This is a genomic window from Quyinboa ferrireducens (assembly GCF_042436675.1).
Lineage (GTDB): Bacteria > Bacteroidota > Bacteroidia > Bacteroidales > UBA5342 > JBHJHP01.
The window spans coordinates 233,169-257,061 of the sequence record NZ_JBHMVA010000005.1; the positions used below are offsets into that span (position 1 = coordinate 233,169).

Below are 23,893 nucleotides of genomic sequence, written 5' to 3' on the forward strand. Positions count from 1 at the left end.
AATGATAATCAACAGTTATTGACGCTGCTAAGTTTTTCAGACCGACCAAATATGGTGGATCTTTCCGCCATTAACGTACAAAAAATGAAACAGCTAATGGGCAATTCCCAGAATAAAACTTAAAATGATCCGGATCTAAAGCCTAATAAACCTTCCGTTTATTGTTTTTAACTTCTGTGATAAAGTTCCACAAACAAAAAGTATTATTTTTGTTCCTTCTTTTTTGAAAAACAACCAAACACACAGAGATAATGAAACATAAGTTATTCACGACAGGCATCCTGACAGCCCTCATTTTGGGTGGATGCCAAAACGGAGGTGATAAAAACATGGGTGAAAAACCACATTTTACGGCGGAGGATATGGATTTGTCCTACACTCCGGGTCAGAATTTTTACATGTACGCCAACGGCGGCTGGATGGCCAACAATCCTTTACCGGATGACAAAAGCCGCTACGGTGCATTCGACATGCTGGCCGAAGAAAACAGGGAACGGGTTAAAGGCATTATTGAAGGTGCTGCTAAAGAGCAGGCCAAAGAAGGTACCATCGCACAACAGATTGGCGACTTTTTTGCATCGGGTATGGATACTGCAGCCATTGAAGCAGCAGGATTAAAACCGGTTCAGCCTTACCTTGATATGATTCAGAACATCAGCAGCAAAGATGACCTGGTCAATGCGATCGGAAAATTGCAGGAACTTCAGATCTATCCGCTGTTTTATTTTTACGGCAGTCCGGATTCTAAAAACAGCGACATGATGATCGCCGAAATAAGTCAGCACGGACTGGGAATGCCGGATCGCGACTATTATACAGATAAAGGAGAACACGCTGATAAAATCCGGGCAGCATATAAAAACTATATCCGTGAAATCTGGATGCTGAAAGGCAGCAGCGAAAAGGTAGCTGAACAAAAGGCAGATGAGATTTTCGCACTGGAAAACAAACTGGCAGAGATCAGTAATACCAGGCTGCAGAACCGCGATCCGCAGGCAACCTATAACAAAGTAGATTATGCCGGATTAAAAGCCGAATATCCCGCCATGGAATGGGATAATCTTTTCACAGCAATGGGTGTGGCTGAACCAAAAGAGATCAATGTGTCGCAGCCTCACTACCTGGCAGAGATGAGTAAAATGCTGGGGGCTGAACACCTGAACACCTGGAAGGACTATCTGACATTTCATTTCCTCAGAAACATTTCCAGGTATCTGCCGAAAGCCTATGTAGATGCCAGCTTCGAATTCTACGGTAAAACATTGTCTGGTATGCCGGAACAGGAACCACGCTGGAAACGTGTTTCGGGTGCCACAAGTGGCGCGCTGGGTGAAGCTATCGGTCAGCTTTTTGTAGCACAGTACTTCCCGCCGGAAGCCAAAAAACGCATGGAAAAACTGGTTGAAAACCTGCGCATAGCCTTTGGGGAACGTATCGATCAGCTGGACTGGATGAGTGACAGTACAAAAGCTGCAGCAAAGGATAAACTGGCTGCGATCCACGTAAAAATTGGTTATCCCAACAAATGGAGAGATTACTCCGGCCTTAAGGTCACTAAAGACAGTTATGTGGAGAATGCCATCCGTTCCAATGAGCTGGATTTTAAATATACGGCTGATAAAATTGGGAAGCCAGTTGACAAAGACGAATGGCACATGACACCGCAAACAGTGAATGCGTACTATAATCCATCGGCCAATGAGATTGTGTTTCCAGCAGCTATTCTGCAGCCACCGTTCTTCTATCTGAATGGCGACGATGCCGTAAATTACGGAGCCATCGGTGTAGTTATCGGGCACGAAATGACCCACGGCTTCGATGATCAGGGACGTCAGTTTGACAAAGCAGGCAACCTGAATGACTGGTGGCAGCCAGCCGATGCTGAAAAATTTGCTAAGCGGACAAAAGTTCTGGCAGAGCGTTACGACTCATTTATTGTTCAGGATACCATTCATGCCAATGGTGAGCTGACCATGGGTGAAAACATTGCCGACCTGGGTGGTTTGAATATTGCATTCCAGGCTTTTGAAAATACACTGAAAGGCAAAGCAGAACCGGAAGAAATTGATGGTTTCACAGCCAAACAACGGTTTTTCCTTTCCTATGCCAGAATATGGGCACAAAACATCAGGGAAGCTGAAAAACTCAGAAGGGTAAAAACAGATGTTCACTCACTTGGTGAACACCGGGTTAACGGTCCGTTGCCAAACCTTCAGGCTTTTGTAAATGCATTTAATATTCAGGAGGCAGATTCCATGTATATTCCTTTGGATATGCGGGCAAAAATCTGGTAAAACTCCATGATCCTAAAATATAAAGCCGGCTTATGCCGGCTTTTTTTTGTTTGACAGGTGTTCTACTGCCCCTTCAGGGCAAAGGATTTACATTATGTTTTAACTCAGGGTGAATCCCTGCGTTATTAAAGCGTCTAAAGATTCTTTGCCCTGTAGGGGCAAAAGTCCTGGTATATTTTCAGAAAACGTTTGCGGAAACGATTCCAATGGTTTTTGACGTATTTTCATCGTTATTCCTGTGATTTCCCCGTAAAGAACCATAGTTTTGTCTTATTCAGGGTTCCTCATGTTCGGTATAATTTCATAAATTTGATAGTTTACGAACACCCCAAAAAAACAACAGTTTAACTAAAGATATCATCCGTTAAACATCTATGAACGGCAAAGGATTAACCATAACACTCATAATCTTTGTGACCTTGCTAACTGCATGGCCGGTAAGCAGTCAGGTTGATCCTGTTCAAAAATATGGTGAGCTGTTTAAAGCGGTTCAGACCCAACAGATTTTTCACGACCAGAAACGCTTTGCCGATTGCCCCGCTAAAACGGATCCTGATTCTATTCTGATCCTCTACCACAATCAAAAAGATCAACCCGGATTCAATCTGAGGCATTTTGTGGGCACATATTTCGATACCATTCAGGCCGATACAGCAGCCATGATCCGGCACATCACCATGTTGTGGAACACGCTGACAAGGCAGCCCGAGCCACAAAACCCCAATTCATCCCGCATTGCGTTACCGGAACCCTACGTGGTCCCCGGAGGCAGGTTTACTGAGATGTATTACTGGGACAGCTATTTTACCATGCTGGGCCTGCAGGTCAGCGGGCGAAGCGATCTGATGGAACACATGGTCAGTGATTTTGCATGGCTCATTGATACGTACGGACATATTCCCAACGGAAACCGGACCTACTACCTGAGCCGGTCGCAGCCGCCGTTTTTTTCATTGATGGTGGAACTGCTGGCTGAAACCAAATACGATTCAACCATACTAATCCGGTTTCTGCCCGAGATAGAAAAAGAATATGTGTACTGGATGTCGGGCAATAAAATCGTGAAATATAAGCGCGGCAAGATTCTTAACCGCTATTACGACGAATTAAACACACCACGCCCGGAATCATATCTGCATGATGTGAAAACATTCGAAGCATCAGGCCGCGATTCATCCATCTTCAGAGACATCCGTTCTGCTGCAGAATCAGGATGGGACTTCTCCACACGCTGGTTCAGAGACGGGGAACATCTGGAACAGATCATAACCACACAATACCTTCCGGTAGACCTTAACTGCCTGATCTATCACATGGAAATGACCTTATCAAAGGCATACAGGCTCAAAAACGCTGACGGGAAATCAGAAGCATATGCAGCATTGGCAGAACAGCGGAAAGCATTAATTCAAAAGGTATTCTGGAATAAGAAAAAAGCCTATTTTTTTGATTATAACTTTAAGGAGAAACAACTGTCAGAACAGGAAACCCTGGCTGGATTATTTCCTTTGTTCTTTAATATTGCGACACCGGAACAGGCACAGGGTGCTGCAGGCTACATCCGGAATGAATTTCTGCAAAACGGTGGATTGGTCACTACATTAACTGAACATCGTGGACAGCAATGGGACTACCCCAACGGCTGGGCACCCTTACAATGGATTGGCTACGTGGCCATGAAAAATTATGGTCTCAACACTCTGGCAAATGCAATCGCAGAAAGATGGCTCAACCTGAATATGAAGGTGTACTTTGAAACCGGAAAAATGACCGAAAAATACGATGTGGTACATCCCAATCGTCCAGGAGGTGGTGGAGAATACAACAACCAGGATGGCTTTGGCTGGACAAACGGGGTATTTCTGAAGATGAGAGAAGAGATAAATAGTAATAAGTAGTTAGTGGTAAGTAATAAGTGGATAGTTGTAAGTAATAAGTAGATAGTAGAAAGTGTTAGACTTAAAAAATGCAAATGAAAATAACACGATTTGAAGATATTATTGCATGGCAAAAAGCGCAGGATTATGCTGTGGTGATCTATCAGATTTTCGGTTTACTTAAGGATTACGGTTTTAAAGACCAAATATGCAGAGCGGCTGTTTCCGTTTCCAATAATATCGCTGAAGGATTTGAAAGAAGAACCAATACTGATTTTATCCGTTTTCTTCATTTTTCCATTGGTTCATGCAGTGAAGTCAAATCAATGCTTTACCTCTCTCACAGACTACGTTACATCACAGAAGAAGAAAAAGATAAATTAATTATTCAGGGTGATGAAATATCCAAAATTATAAGAGGACTGATTAAATCGCTCAAAACATGACTTACTACTTAATACTTACAACTTAATACTTTATTTTATATGAAAAAACAGTTTAACCTCCTCGGCTTACTGCTTATCATCCTGTTGACGGGAGCCTGTAACGGAGCCAAACAAAGTCAGGATCAAAGCTCATGGGAGAAACCCCGCGTTCCTGAATGGCATAAAAACGCCACCATTTACGAGGTCAATACGAGGCAATACACGCCTGAAGGAACATTTAATGCCTTCATAACTCACCTGCCACGATTGAAAGAAATGGGTGTAGACATCCTCTGGCTTATGCCGATCCATCCTGTAAGCAAAAAGAACCGGAAAGGCGAATTGGGCAGTCCGTATGCCGTTGGCGATTACTACAAAGTCAATCCGCGTTTTGGCACCATGAACGATTTCAAAACCATGCTCGACTCCATTCACGCGCTGGGCATGCACTGTATCATCGACTGGGTACCGAACCATACCGGATGGGATAACCCCTGGATTACCGAACATCCCGACTGGTACACCAAAGATTCGTTAGGGAATATTACTGATCCCATCGACTACAACACCGGAAAATCCTGGGGATGGACCGACGTAGCCGACCTGAATTACGATAATCCGGATATGCGGATTGGCATGATCGATGCCATGAAATTCTGGATCACCGACATCGGCATTGACGGCTTCAGGGTAGATGTGGCACATGGTGTTCCGGTGGACTTCTGGGAGCAGTGTACCGATTCGTTATATGCCATTGAACCGGTCTTTATGCTGGCCGAAGCTGAAAATCCCGAATTACTTAATGACGGTTCATTCATGATGGATTATGCATGGGAAATGCATCACCTGTTGAATGACATTGCCAAATACCAGGGTGCCAACCGCAGCGACGCAGCCAGGCTTGTACAGGGGAACCTGGTGGAAGGATCAGCACAGAAAGCTGATAAGAAAACAGCCATAGATATTGATTCATTGCTGGCAAAAAAAGCACGTCTGTATCACAAAGGATACCACATGCAGTTCACCTCTAACCACGATGAAAATGCGTGGGCCGGAACAGAGTTCGAACGCATGGGCAAAGGCCATCTGGCATTCGCCGTGCTGACAGCAACCTTCAACGGAATGCCGCTGGTTTATACCGGTCAGGAATCAGCCATGGACAAGCGACTGGCCTTTTTCTCCAAAGACACCGTACCATGGGATCATTATAAATATGCAGGATTTTACAAAAAACTGTTCGATCTGAAACACCGCAACCAGGCTTTATGGAACGGTAAAAACGGCGGTAAACTGGTAAAAATCCCAACAGGTAACGATGAAAACATCTATGCCTTCATCCGCGAGAAAAACGGTGATAAAGTAGTAGTCATTATCAATCTGTCATCGAAACCTCAAAAGGGAACACTTCAGGGTAAAGGTTTTGAAGGAACGTATACCGATATCTTTAACAACATCAGTCTCTCACTGTCCGAAGGTATGAAACTCGACCTTAAACCATGGGATTACCTGGTATACAGCAACAGATAACTTAAACATATGCACATGCAAAACAGCAGATTCATAAAACTTTTAGCATCTATATTGATCCTGATTCCGGTAACCGTATCGGCTCAGTTCACAACCGGACTCGTGGATGAAAATATTGCAGTATTCTATCCTGAAAATTTCAATCCGGAAGAGAACCTGCCTTCGTTTGCACTGACGGAAGAACCGGAAATGCAGGGAGAACTACCAACTGACTGGGATATGAATGTGGCTTTCAGTAAGGCGTTCGGAAAATCGATGGCCATGATAAAGATTGCACCAAACACCGACCTGTATGCTACCGGTGAGCAGACCGGAAACCTGGTGCGTAACGGAACCACACGTCGCATGTGGAATACTGATAACTTTATGTATGAACGCGACAATGGTGTACGCTTATACCAGTCACATCCATGGGTGCTTGGGGTTAATGAAGATGGTTCGGCATTTGGTGTTCTGGCTGACAATACCTGGCAGATGGAGTTATCGCTGGGAAAGGAAATCCTGTTTTCTTCTGCAGGCCCTGCCTTTAGGGTGTTTGTGATAAAAGGCAAGTCGCCACAGGACGTGATGCAAAAACTGGCAGGCCTGATCGGAACCATTGAAATGCCTCCACTCTGGAGCCTTGGCTATCAACAGTGCCGCTGGTCCTACTATCCTGACAGCAGGGTAAAGGAAATTGCTGATACATTCCGGCTCAAACAGATTCCGTGTGATGTGATCTGGATGGACATCCATTATATGGAAGCTTATAAAATATTCACCTTTTCACCGGAACGGTTTCCCAATCCGCAGGAGACTAATGCATATCTGCATCATAAAGGCTATAAATCTGTTTGGATGATCGATCCGGGAGTAGCCAAAGAAGATGGTTACAGTGTATATGATTCCGGTACAGAGAAAGATGTTTGGGTCAAAACGAAAGACAACAAAAATTATGTGGGAAATGTATGGCCGGGCCCGTGTGTATTTCCCGACTTTACACAGGAAAAGACGCAAGCCTGGTGGTCGGCGCTGTACAAGGACTACATGGCAAACGGGATTGATGGCGTATGGAACGACATGAATGAACCGGCTGTTTTTGACGGACCCGACTGGACCATGCCGGTGGATAACATTCATAAAGGTGGTAAAAAACTCCCCGAAGATGTGCATCTGCGCTATCATAACGTATATGGCATGATGATGGTAAAAGCATCACGCGAAGGCATTGAAGCAGCCAACCCTGACAAGCGGCCATTTATACTTACCCGGTCCAATTTTATAGGCGGCCAACGCTATGCTGCCACCTGGACCGGTGATAATGCTGCACGCTGGGATCACCTGAAAATGTCAATTCCAATGAGTATTAATCTCGGATTATCGGGACAACCATTTAACGGGCCGGACATAGGTGGTTTTGCCGGAAATGCCACACCTGAACTGTGGGGACACTGGATTGCTATTGGTGCCTTTTATCCGTTTTCACGGGCACATACTACAGAGGACAGTAAAAACCAGGAGCCCTGGGTATTTGGCAAAGAGATAGAAGACGTGGCACGAACAGCCATTGAACGACGATACCGCTTGTTGCCTTATTTATACACGTTGTTTCACCAGTCATCAGAAAACGGCATGCCGGTAATGCGTCCTGTGTTTTTTGCTGATCCGACTGATAAAAACATCCGGAATGAACAGCAGGCATTTATGCTGGGATCCGATCTGCTGATTGTGCCTAAATGGGCTGATCATCCCAAACTACCAGGAGGCATCTGGAAAACCATTTCGCTGGTTGGTGAAAATTCTGAAACGGACAGTTATCAGCCCGATTTAAAACTACGCGGCGGCGCTATTCTGCCCCTGGGACAGGTGGTGCAATCCACAGCTTATTTTTCCAACGACTCTATTACATTATTTGTGTGCCCTGATGATAACATGACGGCTACCGGGCGTCTTTACAGTGATGCCGGTGACGGATACGGTTACCGGAAAGGGGAATTTGCCTGCGATGTATTTGAAGCCAGCGCCACAGTACCGGGAACCATGACCGTAACAGTAACCCGCCAGAAAGGTGATATGAAATTTAAAAAACGGGTGTTCCGGGTTGGTGTGACCACCGACAACGGCATGGTATACTCTGACTGGAGTAAAAAGAAATCCATTGATGTAAAGATAAATTAAGCCTTTCTTATAAACACATACTAAAATCTTAACAGGTGCGGATATCCATCCGTACCTGTTTGTCCTCGCTTGTTACAAAGCAGAGGGCTGTCCTGGACATAACAGCCCGGAACTATGGACCAGGGTGAGTCAAATATATTTTACTGACCCTCCCTGGTATCTTTCAAACCTGTAAGTTTTGTATTTACTGCCCTCCCTAATACTGATGCTTCGATCAGTACCAGGGAAGGTGATCTGACATGTGGTTTTCATTGGAGTGCAGAAAATATTTTGCCTGAAAGGCAAATCGCAATTCAGCCCATGGCGCAGCAATGGGTTTATAAGTCATGTAAATCCGAAGCCGCGCACAGCAGTTGAAAAATTGAAGAACGTTTTTGTCGGCTTTTGGTAGGATGTTGAAATTAATATTTCATGACCCTCCCTGGATAAATCAAACCTGTAAGTTTTGTATTTACTGCCCTCCCTAATCCCGATTTTCAATCGGTCCCAGGGAGGGTGATCGGACATGTGGTTTTCATTAGAGTGCAGGAAATATTTTGCCTGAAAGGCAAATCGCAATTCAGCCCATGGCGAAGCCATGGGTGTATAAGTCATGTAAATCCGAAGCCGCGCACAACAGTTGAAAAATTGAAGAACGTTTTTGTCGGCGTTTTGTAGAATGTTGAAATTAGTATTTCATGACCCTCCCAGGATAAATCAAACCTGTAAGTTTTGTATTAGCGGTCCTCCCTAATCCCGATTTTCAATCGGTTCCAGGGAGGGTGATCGGACATGTGGCTTTTGTTGGGACGCGATTGAATCAATTTTGCTGGTCCAAACGGTCCCTCGTTGTCACGAGGTGGAACACTTTGACAAAGAGGGCTGTCCTGGACATAACAGCCCGGAACTGTGGTCTGGGGTGATTCAAAAAAAATATTGATCCTCTCATTAACTTGAAATCCGAACCTACCAGTACATCATACTCGATTCGTCTCGTCATACTTAACCGATCTCCTGCATTCCAAATTCACAATTTGCAAAAGTCGATTCAATTATCTACTTTTATCAATTGAACTACCTGACTTTGTTATAATTGATCAACATTATTTGCCATTTGGAGGGAAATATTAATACAAACCATAAACGCATTACCTATGAAAACATATATTTTTAGAGCAACAATCACGATATTTGTTTTATTCATCTCAAATTGCATAATCCTTGCCCAAGCCATTACTGTTAGTGGGCTGATTAAACTGCAAGACACATCTGATAATAAAAACATAGAAATCAGCTTCACCAGAGTTGCCCCTTCTTTTCTGGAGTATAAAACCGCTACAGATGAAAGTGGACAATTCAGAATATCAATTGAAAACGGAATTTATAAAATCGTTTATTCTAACAATGGCTATTTCAGCAAAAGTTATTACAATCAAGCAATATACTCAGACATAGTATTGCCAAATGACACATTATATCTTAGGCAATCTTGTATTATTGTTCCTGAAATAATTAACACAATTCAGGAAGCAATAAATCAATCTAATCAGGGAGATACAGTTCTTGTCATGCCTGGTGTTTATAAGGAAAATATTAACATGAATGGGAAAAATATCACTCTAGGGTCCAAATTTATTAACACTAATGATACAAGTTACATTTCACAAACCATAATAGATGGTAGTAATTCTGGAAGAGTAATAGTAATTAAAAATCAGGAAGGTTTAAATTGTGTTGTGAATGGACTAACTATACGGAATGGGTATATGAATGTTTTTGGTGATAAGGGTAGCGGAGGAGGAATATATTGCTTGCAGACTAGTCCTGCGTTGCTGAATTTAATAATTGAGAATAATACTTCTGTTCAGAGGAAAGGTGGAGGGATCTACTGTGAAAATGCAAGTCCATACATATTTATGTGTATATTTAGGAATAATTATGCATCAAGTGGTGGAGCGATTGGGCTACTGGAAAAATCAAATCCGGTTATTGAAAATTCTTTATTTTACAACAACTCAGCTATATCGGGTGGTTCAATTGCTTGTGAAAACAATTGCCAGATACAGGTATATAATTCCGAATTTCACGATAACTCATCCTCTTCTGGAGGAGGTGCTTTTAACCTACAGTATAATTCAAATGCAATTCTTGAAAACCTTTTAATATATAATAACTCAGCTGGTTGTTGTGGTGGGGCAATATATAGTTACAAATCCAGTCCGGTAATTAACAATTCGACTCTAGTAAAAAATCATTCCGTTAAAGGAGGTGGAATATTTTTAATTGTTGATTCCGACCCTTTGATAACTAATAGTATTGTAGCCTACAACACTGGCAATTATGGAATAATGAATGATGTAGAATATCCAAGTAATCCAAGTATTTCTAATTGCATCTTTTATAGAAATAGTAACAGAAATTTCAGCAATTGCCACCCATATATTGGCTGGAATGTAACCGTAAATCAAAATAAAGACTCAGTTGATGCTTATCAAAATATGCAAGTTGAGCCTGGTTTTGCTGATATGGAAAATCTGAATTTTAACTTATCATATAACAGCCCTTGTATTGATGCAGGCAATAGTTCTTATACCACCATTTTAACAGATTTAGCAGGCAATTACCGAGTAGTTGATGGGGACAACGACGGAATGAATCAGGTGGATATCGGTTGCTTTGAAGCTATTGCAACTCAAACTCAAATGAGTGTTTGTGAGATTAATGACTATATAGAAATTTATCCTAATCCTACTTCTAATCAGATTACAGTACAGACTTCCAGACTTGGCTCATATAGTTACGCAGTCCTAAATTTACATGGGAAAATTCAAACCTCGGGATTCATTAATAGCAAGTGGACCACTCTGAACTTAGAGAAATTAAATCCCGGTATTTATTTTATTGAACTGCATGATTCATTTGGGGAATATAAAATATATAAATTTGTTATTAACAGGTAATTGTGTTATAAAACTCTATTCTTCTGTTTAGCTTATACACAGGCTTACTGCAAACAATTATTTTAATATCCAAAAGGCTTCGCTTTCTTACGAAGTGTAGTAAAAAGAGGGCTGCCTTGGACATAACAGCCCGGAACTGTGGCCTGAGGTCTATCAAAAAATTATTATTGAAAAAGTGAGCTATCCTTTCCCAATTCTATTTTGTGCAGCAACGGGCAAAGAAAAGCCTTTTAACTTTTTGGAAAACGTAAAAGCTCCACAAATTTTATATGCTAGCACAAAAACTGAATTTGAGCATAATGCATACTTGTCATTTTTTTATTTGAGATATTTTTTAGGCAATGAAGTTCAACAAACCGATAAAGAAATACTCAAAAACAGGCTTTCTCTGTATGTAAAGCACCTTGACTTGATGTACAATTTTATTGACGGAATTTTGAACAACGAAAATAAAAATGACATAGAATCAATATTTATAAAATAATAATATGTCATAGCCGGTTTTGTGCATAATTGTATGTTTGTCACCCGCATCTATTTCATCTCGGTTTGACAGGAAAGTGCAACGCAGTCAGCTACTATTCTTATGCTCACCTTTAGCGGTCATTGTGAAAAATCAATCAGGAAGATTCCCGGCAGGCAAAGCGAGGAACTTCACAATGACTGAATAAGAATAGATTTGAGAGAAATTGTACACGGTTATTTCCATATTGCTTTTTTTTATACATTTGTACCCATCTTAAAAAATTGGATGTTTATTTTTAATTCGGATATTGTTCTGTAAACAATCTGTGCTTTTTGTATAGATTGTATCTTCGTTTGTTCTCGGATAATTCTTTTCGAGATCATTTTTCTATTGTAATAATTTAATTTTTAAATCTGTGTACAATTGTGAAAGCATTGTAATGCTTTACGTGTATGCATCAAAGTATAAAAAATGAATAACGAAAAAAAGACAATTCACGAATTTGACTTGAATATTATTTATGAATATTTTTCAAAAACAGAAAGACAAGGACCTGGAAGTCCCGAAGAAACGCTTAAAGCATTAGGTTTTATAGACGGTCTTACCGAAAAGTCCAAAATTGCTGATATTGGTTGTGGAACAGGTGGCCAAACAATGGTATTAGGAGCACACACACCGTGTGAAATTATTGGTATTGATGCCTGGCACGGTTTTATTGATCAATTCAACCAAAATGCCCAAAATAAAAATCTTCAGGATAAAGTGAAAGGCATTGTTGGGAATATGGAGAACCTCCCATTTAAGGAAGAGGAATTTGATTTGATTTGGTCAGAAGGTGCAATTTATCATATGGGATTTGAAAAAGGATTAAAGGAATGGAGAAAATTTTTGAAACAAGGCGGATATATCGCAGTAACAGAAAATACCTGGTTTACTGAAGAACGACCTGCTGAAATTCAAAATTTTTGGCAGGAAATTTATCCTGAAATTGATACCATCCCGAATAAAGTTGCTCAAATGCAAAAAGCAGGTTATCTTCCGGTTGCCACTTATATCCTGCCCGAGAAAATTTGGACAGATTATTATTCTTCGCAAATATTGAGACGTGAATCTTTTCTAAAAAAATATAACGGCAACAAAACCGTAGAAGAATTTGTAGCCTCTCAGCAATACGAAGCAGAGTTGTATTACAAATACAAAGCATATTACGGTTATATGTTTTATATTGGGAAAAAGATTTAAACGAAGATGAAACCAGCCGTAAAATTACGGTTGATTTACTTAAAATTCCTTTCGTGTGTGAGTTTACACACGAAAGGTTTATTCGCTATATTATAATAAATGACAGTTGAAAAATGCTACCCGACAAAACTATATATAGCATTTTAAGGACAAAAACATTCTACTAAATAGAAATTAAAATGAGATTAGAAGATTTAGGATATAATGACAAACTTGAAGAATTAAGGAAAGAACAAAAACTGGATAACTTTGATATAGGAAGAGTCATTGCAGAACATAAGGAAAGATATATTGTACTAACCGAAAGCGGTGAATATGAAGCCGAAATAACAGGAAATTTAAGGTTTTCAGCAAAAAGCCGTTTAGATTTTCCGGCTGTTGGCGATTGGGTTGCATTGACAACATATGATGGTGCATTTTCGGTAATTCATAAAACACTACCGAGATTATCAATGATTACAAGGCAAGCCGTTGGACAATTCGGAGAAATTCAAATTATTGCAACAAATATTGACTACGCATTTATTATTCAGGCAGTTGACAGAGATTTTAATATCAACAGACTTGAAAGATACTTGACAATTTGTTATTCGTCTAATGTAAAACCAATTATTGTATTGACTAAAACGGATTTAATAAATGAACAAAAGCTTACTGAAATTACAGACAGTATTAAACAACGAATAAAAAATAGTGTAGTTTTTGCAATTAGTAACGAAACTCAATATGGATACGAAGCACTTAAAAGAACTGTTAAAAGTGGTAATACCTATTGTATGCTTGGTTCTTCCGGAGTAGGAAAGTCAACTTTATTGAACAATCTTTCCGGGAAAACTTTAATGAGAACAGATTCTATTAGCTTAAGTACAAATAAAGGAAGACACACAACAAGCCACAGGGAATTAATAATACTTGAGAGCGGAGGTATTCTTATTGACAATCCGGGAATGAGAGAAGTAGCAATTGCTGATACTTCGGGCGGATTAGAAACTACTTTTGATAAAATTATCGGTCTTTCGCTAAATTGCAAATTTAAAGATTGCACACATACAGATGAAATCGGTTGTTCTGTAATCGAAGCAGTTGAAAAAGGAGAAATTGACAAAAAATCTTATGAAAACTATCTGAAAATGAGGCGGGAAAAAACACATTTTGAATCAACAATTGAAGATAGACGAAAAAAGGATAAAGCGTTTGGGAAAGTGATTAAGAACTATAAAAAAGATATGAAGAAAAATAAGTTCTGAACCCGAAATTAAAAACACGACTAAAATGAGAAAGATATATGTAACAACAAACACCGAACCACTAACACGCGGTAAAAAACATTGCGCGGATTATGCTATATTTGAACCGAATAGCATTTAATCAACTGCTTAGCGGGCTGACTGGATTACTGTTGAAAAGACCGCCCGTCCACATACAAGTAACCCTTAGATGTTATATTAGAAAAACAAGGAATTTTATACATTTGCACTATCAAAAATTAAATAGTAAGCAGAGATGAGCATATAATCACTTTCATAAAATAGATAAAAAGCACAGTAAGCTATTTTGCTGTGAAATTTTCATTTATATAACGAAAGAAATTATGTTATCTCTACAGAACGTTTCATATAAACATCCGAATAAAGACTTACTGTTTGAAACTATAAATCTTACCGTAAGCGATCACCAAAAAATAGCCCTGATTGGCAATAATGGTATTGGGAAATCAACTTTGTTGAAACTAATAGCAAATCAGCTATCACCACATGAAGGGCAAATAATAGTTGATGCCAGGCCCTACTATATTCCTCAGATTTTTGGTCAGTACAACGATCAGACTGTTGCACAATCATTGCAGGTTGAAGCCAAACTCAAAGCCCTGAAAGAAATATTGGAAGGAAAAGTATCAGACAAAAATTATGCGCTCCTCAATGATGACTGGTCAATAGAGGAACGGTGCAAAGAGGCAATGGACTATTGGCAAATCAGCAATTTGGATTTATCTCAAAAAATGGGGACGCTAAGCGGCGGGCAAAAAATGAAAGTTTTACTTGCCGGAATTTTTATTCACCAGTCCGGACTGGTCCTACTGGACGAACCCAGTAATCATCTGGATATTTCGGGCAGGACACTTTTGTACCGTTATATTGAATCTACAAAGAGCTCTTTGGTTATTGTCAGCCACGACAGAAAATTGTTGAACCTTTTAAATACAGTTTGCGAATTGGGCAAACATGGCATATCAGTTTATGGCGGGAATTATGAATTTTATGCGCTTCAAAAACAAATAGAAAACAATGCATTAGCCCAGGATATTCAAAGTAAAGAAAAAGCCTTGCGAAAAGCACGGAAAAAAGAGCAGGAAACGTTGGAACGGCAGCAAAAACTGGACAATCGGGGGAAAAAGAAACATGCAAAAGCAGGAACGCCCAAAGTAATGATGAATAAGATGAAAAACGATTCAGAAAACAGCACTTCAAAAATAAAAAGTGTACACGCTGACAAAATTGGCGGTATTTCACGGGAATTGCAGGTGCTGCGTTCATCTCAACCCGATATTGATAAAATGAAATTCGATTTTGACAATTCAGCATTACATCAGGGCAAAATAATGTTTACTGCCACAAATATTAATTTCAGTTACAGCACGGAACCACTCTGGAGTGAAAATTTAAACTTTCAAATCAGAAGTGGAGAGCGTTATGCATTGAAAGGCTTGAATGGTTCGGGAAAAACAACTTTGATAAAACTAATTTTAGGTGAGTTAGAACCACAAACAGGAGCTATTTACAGGGCAAGTGCCAGATCGGTTTACATTGACCAGGACTTTTCATTGATCGACAATACACTAAATGTTTACACGCAGGCTCAACGTTTCAACCTATCATCTTTGCAGGAACACGAGATTAAAATCAGGCTCAACCGGTTTTTGTTTCCCCAAAATGACTGGGATAAACCTTGCAGTGCGTTAAGCGGTGGAGAAAGAATGCGCTTAATGATTTGCTGTTTAAACATTAAAAACCAATCTCCGGACATTATGGTATTGGACGAGCCTACCAATAACCTGGATATTCAAAACATTGAAATCCTGACAACAGCCATAAATGAATACAGAGGTACCCTGATTGTCATTTCACACGATGAATACTTCCTGGAACAATTAAACGCAGAACAAACTATAGAACTATAACATAGACCATGAAATGAAATATTGCAGCTAAATTGTATATAAAAGATTCCGGAAGGAAAGTCCTATCTTTGAGACTGGTACATTGATAATCTGGGTAGCAGTTTGACAGAAACTCACTTAAAATGCCAAACATTTTATATACTTATCCACTAGCAACAAGCAAAAAACGACACTACATATGGGATATTTAAGAGAATATTACGAAAAAATTATAAAACTTAAAGAAGCAGAATGGGAATTCATTGCTGCTCATTTTAGCAGAAAAGTCTTTGATAAGAACGAAATAATTACCCAACAAGGTGAGACAGAAAAATTTTTATCTTTCATCGAATCAGGCATTGTGAGATTTTATATTCCGGATGATGAAACTGATTTGACTTTTAATTTCAGCTTTAACAGAGAATTTACTTGTGCTTATGATTCCTTTCTGACTCAGACTCCTTCAGAATATGAATTGCAGGCCTTAACTGAAACAATCGTCTGGCAGATTTCTTACGCCGATTTACAGAAAGTCTATACACAAACTAAAGCGGGAAATTATTTAGGACGTTTTGCCTCTGAAAGATTATTTTTAGAAAAAAGCAAGCGTGAATTATCATTACTAAAATATAATGCCAAAGAAAGATACCTGCGATTGTTTAGCGAACGACCAGATATCTTAAAATTTATACCGATGAAATACATCGCTTCGTACATTGGGATTACACCACAAGGACTGAGCCGGATTCGAAGGCAAATTAGTTAACATGGGTTCATTGAATGTTTGATAGGTTCTTTAGAATTTTACCGGATAAACTAAAGAATTATAAAACATGAGATTACCAATTTTGTCCCTAGGGCATAAAATACTAAAAGAAAAATGTGAAAATATTGATCCGGATTATCCAAATCTTAACAAACTAATTAGTGATATGTGGAAAACAATGCAAAAAGCTAACGGATGTGGGCTTGCTGCACCCCAAATCGGGCAACCAATCAGGCTTTTTATAGTAGATAGCAAATCGACTTATGACAATATTGAAGAATCCGACAGGAAAGCATATTATAGGAACGATGATAAGGGAATAACAGAAACATTTATTAATGCTAAAATAGTTAAACATTCCGGTCACTGTTGGGAAGATGAAGAAGGTTGTTTAAGCATCCCGGACTTATCCCAACCGGTAAAAAGGCCCTGGACAATTACGATAGAGTATGATAATCCATATTTTGAAAAACAAATACGAACATATAGTGGAACAACTGCCAGAATAGTCCAACATGAATATGACCATACCGAAGGGATTTTGTATATTGACCATCTGAAACCATTAAGAAAGAGGCTAATGAACGCAAAACTAAAAAGGATAATAAAAGGACAGGTTAAAACGAAATATCCAATAAAATTTGTAAAAAATGCCAGACACTAACACGTGTATAAGTAATGGCAGGTAAAGTATAAAATTAAGGTTCACAACCCGCTTAAAATCCGCAACAGTCCACCTAACTCACAAACAATGAAGGCATTGAAGACCATATTATTCACTGTTATTATAATCTCTTTTAATAACTGTGTAAATCATACGAATACCTGGTATACCATTGAAAAAATTGATAAGAATACCTTCATAATTTCAGAGCCGAATAGTTCTCAGAAAAATTCCTGCTTTTTAATTACAGGCGACAACAAAGCATTTCTTATCGATGCCGGTTCAGGAGAAAATAAAAACGAATCGATATATAAAACCGTTTCAAAACTGACAAACAAGCCGGTTACATTGATTTTATCACATTTTCATTTTGATCATATCGGATGTAGAAATGACTTTGACAGAATTGCAATCCTTAGTGATCAAGTCCCAAATAAGGATCAACTTACAGATACTTCTTTATACCTGACAAAACGGGAAACATTATATCAGGATTCTGTTTTGATAAAAACAATTTCCCTTATTGACACACAAAAGGATTTGAATTTGGGAAATCGCGAAATTCAAATCCTGCACACTCCGGGACATTCACCCAATTCAATAACTGTTATTGATAAAGCTAACAAATATATCTTTGCCGGTGATCTGATCTATAACGGATTGCTTCTTATAGATGACATGGAAAGTTATCTACGTAGCCTTGATCTCATCCTGTCAAACAGCAACGATAATTTTAAACTTTATGGTGCGCATGGAAAACCTCAGGTAACCTATAACAAACTGATTGAGCTTAAACAGACACTCACAGATTTCAGATCGGACAGCATTTCACATAAAACTGTTAAACAAACAGACTTTTACGGCTCAACAAAAAATATTTACAAAGTTGGGAATATTGCATTTATAAACGGATACACCGATGCTTTCTTAAATGATTAATCATAAAAACAATACGGCGATTTGTGTACTACTGCGAGGATTACTGCAAACCAAAGCATAGACTGAATAATTGAATGTGTCGATAAAATACGTGAAGGAATATATTGTATTCTTAAAACAATTTATAATTTCTGACTTTTGAACCCATGTATTGCTTAAATTTAGAAAAATGAAAAAGTCAGTTATTATTTTATCGCACATTGGATTTTGGTTAATGATTTGGTTTCTAATCTTTACAATTACGAACTTGATTCCAATGTTATTGCCTTCCGAAGATTTTAACCCACTCACTAACTGGGAGGCATATACAAGTGCTGCACTTACTGTTGGAATACTTTCGGTTCCATTTTATATTTTTTTCTTTTACACTAAGCTGATCATAAAAAATGTAAAATTCCTAATCTATCCACTTTTGTTAATCGCACCTTTTTTCATTGGACATGTAATTTGGGGAGAAAATAATTCATATAAGTATATGGACGCCTTGATGACTTTAGTGGTTATACTGTTATTTGGTTTTTTGGGTGGCTTATTTCAATTTTTCACAGATTGGTTCAAGAAAAACAGATTAAAAACAGAACTTGAACGTAAAAATTTTGAGAGCAATTTCGCTTTACTTCGTTCTCAAATCAATCCTCATTTCTTGTTCAATACATTGCATAATATAGACACTTTAATATATGACAATCAAGACAAGGCTTCGAAATCGTTGGTGAAGCTTTCGGACATTATGCGATACATGCTAAAAGATGCCAAATCAGATTTTGTTGAATTACAGAAAGAATTGAACCATTTAGAAAATTATCTGGCTTTGGAACAATTAAGACTTAAGACGGAAAAGTTTCTGAATTACAGGATAAATATCAATGCTGACGGACTAAAAATAGCGCCCATGATTTTGATTCCGTTTGTTGAAAACGCCTTTAAACATTCCGTTGATTCAGGTACTGAGAATGGGATAACGATTGATATGAGTCTGGAAAACAAAACGCTGATTTTTGTTTGTGAGAACCGGTTTGACCATTCCGACACAGACAAAGATAAAGTTCACGGGATAGGCTTAGAAACCGTAAAAAAACGCTTAGATTTGATCTATAAAACCAAACATCAGTTAACAATCAATACTGACAATTCAGTTTTTAAGGTTAAGCTGGAAATAGAACTCAATGAAAATTAACTGTATTGCTATAGAAGATGAACCATTGGCTCTAAAGAAAATTAAGGAATTTATAGAGCAGGTTGACTATCTGAATTTACTGGAAGGATTTGATAATGCCGTTGATGCCATCGGATATCTGAAGCAAAATGATGTCCATTTGATTTTCCTTGATATCAGGATGAAAAAGCTTTCCGGCATACAATTTCTGGAAGCTCTCCAGAGCAAACCCAAAGTAATCATCACTTCGGCCTATGATGAGTTTGCCCTAAAAGGATATGAATTAGACGTGGCAGACTATCTTTTAAAACCATTCTCATTTGAGCGCTTTTTAAAGTCAGTGGATAAGGTTTATCATCAGTTAAGTGAAGCAGCAGGTAAAAATTCAAATGAATACATTTTTGTAAAAACAGAATATCGGATCGAGAAAATTGAAATTAAAGACATCCTCTATATCCGGGGTATGAAAGATTATTTGCAGATTCATACCACTGATAAAAAAATAATGACCTTGCAGACATTCCGTAATTTACTGGAGATATTACCGGATGCCGATTTCCAAAGAGTTCATTATTCCTATATCGTTTCAATTTCGAAAATTGAACATATTGAGCGGAACAGAATACGTATTGGTAACGATTTAATTCCGATTTCTGACAGTTACAAAGACGCATTTTATGGCATCTTAAAGGAAAGAAAATTATTGATTTAAAATCGGTTATCAAACACAGAGCATTATGCTTCCCGTTATCAATCCAAATTACTAACTTAGCCGGTATAATTTATGATAAATAACTATGGGCAGTATTTTTTCATTGATCATCTATCTGGCTTTGGGTATTATTCTAGTTGTAGGTATTGGCCTTTCTATTCAGGTGAGCAGAAATAAGAACAAAGAAAAAGACACCTGAAGATCCGCTACTTTATTCAAAGTTGTTGTGCAGATATCCATCTGCACTTAAAACAGGTGTTGGTGTGGATATCAATCCACACCCATACAATTACCTCATCTCCATCTTATTCAATGAAATAAATAACCGCATGTATTTAAAGCTCCGGGATTTTTATTATTTTTAATGCTGAATCTGAAAAGCCCCTTTTGCATTAAGCAAACGCTCTGACTAAAACCCATCATTAAACCGATGAGTCATGCAAAAAATAAATTACCAAATCAATCACACATTACCATTAAAGTACTATAAGAAAATCACTTAACAAAAATCACTTACAAGAGATATAAATACACATGTGATTTATACAACGGTTGGCAGTAATGCTAAAAAAGACCTACGATATATGTAAAGTGATAAAATTGAAAATGCAATAAAAGAGTTGTTAGAATATATGGAGAAATTCAATATTCAGTATGAAAACATTAATGCCTCGAAACATTTTTAACCTTCAAACAGTTTCTTTTTGAACAAAAACTGAACGAAATAACTGATAAATTGGCTGATATGGAAATTGAAGAATATCAAATTGACTCAATCGTATTTGAAAAGAAATTCGTTCCTGAATTTGCTGAACACGGATTAATTCTTGAATGGGAACGATATAAAAAAATTCCTAAAACAAATTTGACCTACAGATTTGATTCAGAGAATACAAATACCAAGACACAAGACCATATCCATGTTTTCCAAGGAAACAATCAATTGTATGCTATAAATATTGACGGGACAACTCATGATGGTTCAAAAGCACGTCTCGGGAAAAAAGAAATAAAGTTTCTTAAAGGAATTGGATTTACTCCTCCTGCTGATGGAATGCTTGAATGGATAACATTGCCAACAGAAAAAGAATATGTCGGATACAAATTTTATTTACTATTTGATTAAAAATAATAATTATGAATATTTACTCGGTTGTTAAACATTTTCAACAAATTTTAAATCAGTGCGAAGACCCTGCGATTTTAACTCCAACAGGAGAATACATGCTTAATGAAAATGCTCAATATTCAATAGAGCTTGAAGATACTTTTGTTTTAAAGGAGAATAATTGCTTTAAGTTACCGATTCCACAACCATCTTCATCATCTGATACAAAGGAAGAATATAAAATTAACAGAATTAGAGTTGGAATGAGTTTAATGGAGGATTATTCAAAAGGCTATCCATATCGCGATGAGGAAATTTTAAGCATTTTAAAAAGCAAAGAAGGATTATTTGCATACTATGAATAAAGCACATACTAGCAACACTGTATATACAAAATGGGCGAGATAGTAGTAAATCCAAGGGTTGTAGCCCGCTTTAAATTTTTACGGTTTGATAAGTTTGAAGCCCGCAATCGCCCACATTTGCATATACTTGTCCGTTATAAGCAAGTTAAAAAATGACGTGCAAACTTTGTAATAAGGATAAAAAATTGATAAAAGCTCATATAATACCGGAGTTTTTATATCGAGACATTGACCTTTATATCCCAGACAAAAAAGGACAAGGAAGAATTCATGGATTTACAAATACAAACGGGAATTTAAAATTCAATAAAAAAGGACTGCCAACTGGAATATATGACACAACAATTCTTTGTAAGGATTGTGACTCCGTGACAATTAAGGAGTACGACGATTATGGGAAGAAAATTTTCACGGTTTTATTAAACAAAGAAACTTTAGAAAATGCAATAGAACAAAAATTACAATTTATAGAATTTGAACTTGACGACTATTTTTTATTTAAAACATTTATCGCTTCCATCCTCTGGAGAGCAAGCATTTCAAATAGACCTGAATTTTCAATTGTTAAACTAAATGACACAGAAAAAACAATAAAAGAAATCATCGAGTCGCGAAATCGGAATCTCATTGACGAGTTCGAAATTGTAATCTTTTTTCTAAACAATAGAATTAGCAATCAAATTTTGATGAATCCCATTGAAGTTGATAAATTCAATTCGTATTTTTTCTCTTTTATTGCGGGAGGATTTCTGATTAATTTTTTCCCTGACAAGAATAAAATATTAGACACTTGGAGTGGATTTGTTATTAAAGAGGATAATTCTTATCGAATACCAATAATTCAAGATATTGAAACGTCAAAATATATTATAAATAGTTTTATAGACTCTGAAATATTAAAATGAATAAAAACCTGCTTATAACAAATTGTATTGCTGGGTTCGTGGTGTGTTGTTCGCTGGATTCTCGTTTCGCAGTTGCGTCCGCCAACTGGCGGAAAGGAACGCGCTCCGAAATTCGCAACGACAACATGTACCAACCGTTATGCTTCATGCAAAAGACTCTCTGCTATAATTGTTCAATAACTTATAAACATAATGATAGAAACTTTTTATGAATATTCACTGTTGGAAACAATACCAATATCTGAAACACCTTCAAGACTTCTTAGAATTAATGTTTCGGAAGAATGTAATTTGAATTGTATGTTTTGTTGTTGGAAATCAACACAAAAAGAGAATCTAAATCATCATTTTAGCATTAAAGATTATCTTTTCATTTTAAAAGTAGCTATAGAAACAAAAACTTATAAACGAGTAATGCTTACAGGTGGTGAACCATTAATGCTTGATAATAAATTTCTTTTTGAATTTATTAAATCGGCTACAAAATTTAAAAAGAAAAATGAAATAGAATCATTCTGGATTTGTTCAAACGGAACATTGCTAAAAGAAAAAGCTCTTTTATTATCTGAGGCTGGCCTTCAAAATATTGATATATCAATTGCAGCCAACTCAGATATAGGTTATGAAACTTATACTAAAAGTAAAATAAAAATTGATGAAGTTTTAGAAGGGATTTCAGAAGCTAGCAAACATAATATCGATGTAAGATTAGCAGTTCCGGTATATAAAGGTGGTTTAGATAATTACAAAGAGCTGCTAAATTTAATTAACTTAACAAAAAGCTATGGAGCAAAATCATTAGGTTATTTTAAGCTTCATAAGACTAATAATAATGCATATATATTTGACAAATTAGTCACTGATGTAAATCCAATAACAAAGGCATTTACGACAGATTGTCAATGGCATCAAATTAATGTTGACGGACAAATAAGAATGGTTGATAAAGATGGTTTTCAAATAATAATACCATGCCAAATCAAAAAGGCTACAGAAAATTGTAAATCAATGAAATGTGGAGACTATTGCCAAGGTACGTATGCTTCTTATATTAATGGAACTAAACTTCAAAAATGTCATAGAACTTTCTCAAACGGATTTAATTCGATTGATATAAAGAAAGTAGTAATTGAAAGAGATTATAAATCTCTTGCCAATATATTAAAAGAATCTTCTAATTTTTCTTAGTCAAAA

The 23,893-nt window shown here is 37.6% G+C and carries 19 protein-coding genes; all 19 read left to right on the forward strand.

All coding sequences use genetic code 11. The features are described 5' to 3' along the window. The first annotated feature begins 251 nt into the window (after positions 1–251). The 19 genes from ACE01N_RS10165 to ACE01N_RS10255 all read left to right on the forward strand — a co-directional run bounded on the left by ACE01N_RS10165 (position 252) and on the right by ACE01N_RS10255 (position 23,887). Positions 252–2,294: a M13 family metallopeptidase gene (locus ACE01N_RS10165; protein WP_380588011.1), complete on the forward strand. Its 2,043-nt coding sequence runs from the start codon at positions 252–254 to the stop codon at positions 2,292–2,294. 374 nt (positions 2,295–2,668) lie between these two features. Next, positions 2,669–4,192 carry an alpha,alpha-trehalase TreF gene (gene treF / locus ACE01N_RS10170; RefSeq protein WP_380588014.1) on the forward strand — a complete coding sequence of 508 codons (1,524 nt, stop codon included), beginning with the start codon at positions 2,669–2,671 and terminating at the stop codon, positions 4,190–4,192. Between the two features lie 74 nt (positions 4,193–4,266). Then, the gene (locus tag ACE01N_RS10175) at positions 4,267–4,617 is read left to right on the forward strand and encodes a four helix bundle protein (protein ID WP_380588017.1); all 351 of its coding nucleotides are present in this window, start codon (positions 4,267–4,269) and stop codon (positions 4,615–4,617) included. Between the two features lie 39 nt (positions 4,618–4,656). Then, entirely contained in the window at positions 4,657–6,123 is a 1,467-nt protein-coding gene (locus tag ACE01N_RS10180; protein ID WP_380588020.1) for an alpha-amylase family glycosyl hydrolase, read from the forward strand. Positions 6,124–6,138: 15 nt separating this feature from the next. Further along, the gene (locus ACE01N_RS10185; RefSeq protein ID WP_380588023.1) at positions 6,139–8,280 is read left to right on the forward strand and encodes a TIM-barrel domain-containing protein; all 2,142 of its coding nucleotides are present in this window, start codon (positions 6,139–6,141) and stop codon (positions 8,278–8,280) included. Between the two features lie 1,133 nt (positions 8,281–9,413). Next, the gene (locus tag ACE01N_RS10190; RefSeq protein WP_380588026.1) at positions 9,414–11,219 is read left to right on the forward strand and encodes a T9SS type A sorting domain-containing protein; all 1,806 of its coding nucleotides are present in this window, start codon (positions 9,414–9,416) and stop codon (positions 11,217–11,219) included. Between the two features lie 175 nt (positions 11,220–11,394). Further along, a complete protein-coding gene (locus ACE01N_RS10195; protein ID WP_380588029.1) occupies positions 11,395–11,703 on the forward strand; it encodes a hypothetical protein in 309 nt (102 codons plus the stop codon). Positions 11,704–12,156: 453 nt separating this feature from the next. Next, positions 12,157–12,927: a class I SAM-dependent methyltransferase gene (locus ACE01N_RS10200; protein WP_380588032.1), complete on the forward strand. Its 771-nt coding sequence runs from the start codon at positions 12,157–12,159 to the stop codon at positions 12,925–12,927. A 179-nt stretch (positions 12,928–13,106) separates the two neighbouring features. Beyond that, a complete protein-coding gene (rsgA, locus tag ACE01N_RS10205; protein ID WP_380588035.1) occupies positions 13,107–14,174 on the forward strand; it encodes a ribosome small subunit-dependent GTPase A in 1,068 nt (355 codons plus the stop codon). 344 nt (positions 14,175–14,518) lie between these two features. Then, positions 14,519–16,105: a ribosomal protection-like ABC-F family protein gene (abc-f, locus tag ACE01N_RS10210; RefSeq protein ID WP_380588038.1), complete on the forward strand. Its 1,587-nt coding sequence runs from the start codon at positions 14,519–14,521 to the stop codon at positions 16,103–16,105. 178 nt (positions 16,106–16,283) lie between these two features. Beyond that, the gene (locus tag ACE01N_RS10215; protein ID WP_375729712.1) at positions 16,284–16,850 is read left to right on the forward strand and encodes a Crp/Fnr family transcriptional regulator; all 567 of its coding nucleotides are present in this window, start codon (positions 16,284–16,286) and stop codon (positions 16,848–16,850) included. 67 nt (positions 16,851–16,917) lie between these two features. Then, complete coding sequence (gene def / locus ACE01N_RS10220) at positions 16,918–17,514, forward strand: peptide deformylase (RefSeq protein WP_380588043.1); 597 nt, start codon at positions 16,918–16,920, stop codon at positions 17,512–17,514. 87 nt (positions 17,515–17,601) lie between these two features. Continuing rightward, on the forward strand, positions 17,602–18,453 hold the full coding sequence (locus ACE01N_RS10225; RefSeq protein ID WP_380588046.1) for an MBL fold metallo-hydrolase: 852 nt from the start codon (positions 17,602–17,604) through the stop codon (positions 18,451–18,453). A gap of 169 nt (positions 18,454–18,622) precedes the next feature. Next, on the forward strand, positions 18,623–19,630 hold the full coding sequence (locus tag ACE01N_RS10230) for a sensor histidine kinase (RefSeq protein WP_380588049.1): 1,008 nt from the start codon (positions 18,623–18,625) through the stop codon (positions 19,628–19,630). Then, positions 19,620–20,321 carry a LytR/AlgR family response regulator transcription factor gene (locus tag ACE01N_RS10235; RefSeq protein ID WP_380588052.1) on the forward strand — a complete coding sequence of 234 codons (702 nt, stop codon included), beginning with the start codon at positions 19,620–19,622 and terminating at the stop codon, positions 20,319–20,321. Before ACE01N_RS10230 ends, ACE01N_RS10235 begins: the two co-directional genes overlap by 11 nt. Positions 20,322–21,066: 745 nt before the next feature. Further along, positions 21,067–21,447, forward strand: coding sequence for a hypothetical protein (locus ACE01N_RS10240; protein ID WP_380588055.1), 381 nt, complete (start codon positions 21,067–21,069; stop codon positions 21,445–21,447). Positions 21,448–21,458: 11 nt separating this feature from the next. Further along, positions 21,459–21,794 carry a hypothetical protein gene (locus ACE01N_RS10245; RefSeq protein WP_380588058.1) on the forward strand — a complete coding sequence of 112 codons (336 nt, stop codon included), beginning with the start codon at positions 21,459–21,461 and terminating at the stop codon, positions 21,792–21,794. Positions 21,795–21,946: 152 nt separating this feature from the next. After that, positions 21,947–22,699, forward strand: coding sequence for a hypothetical protein (locus tag ACE01N_RS10250; protein ID WP_380588061.1), 753 nt, complete (start codon positions 21,947–21,949; stop codon positions 22,697–22,699). 192 nt (positions 22,700–22,891) lie between these two features. Further along, positions 22,892–23,887 carry a radical SAM protein gene (locus tag ACE01N_RS10255; RefSeq protein ID WP_380588064.1) on the forward strand — a complete coding sequence of 332 codons (996 nt, stop codon included), beginning with the start codon at positions 22,892–22,894 and terminating at the stop codon, positions 23,885–23,887. Positions 23,888–23,893 lie beyond the last annotated feature (6 nt).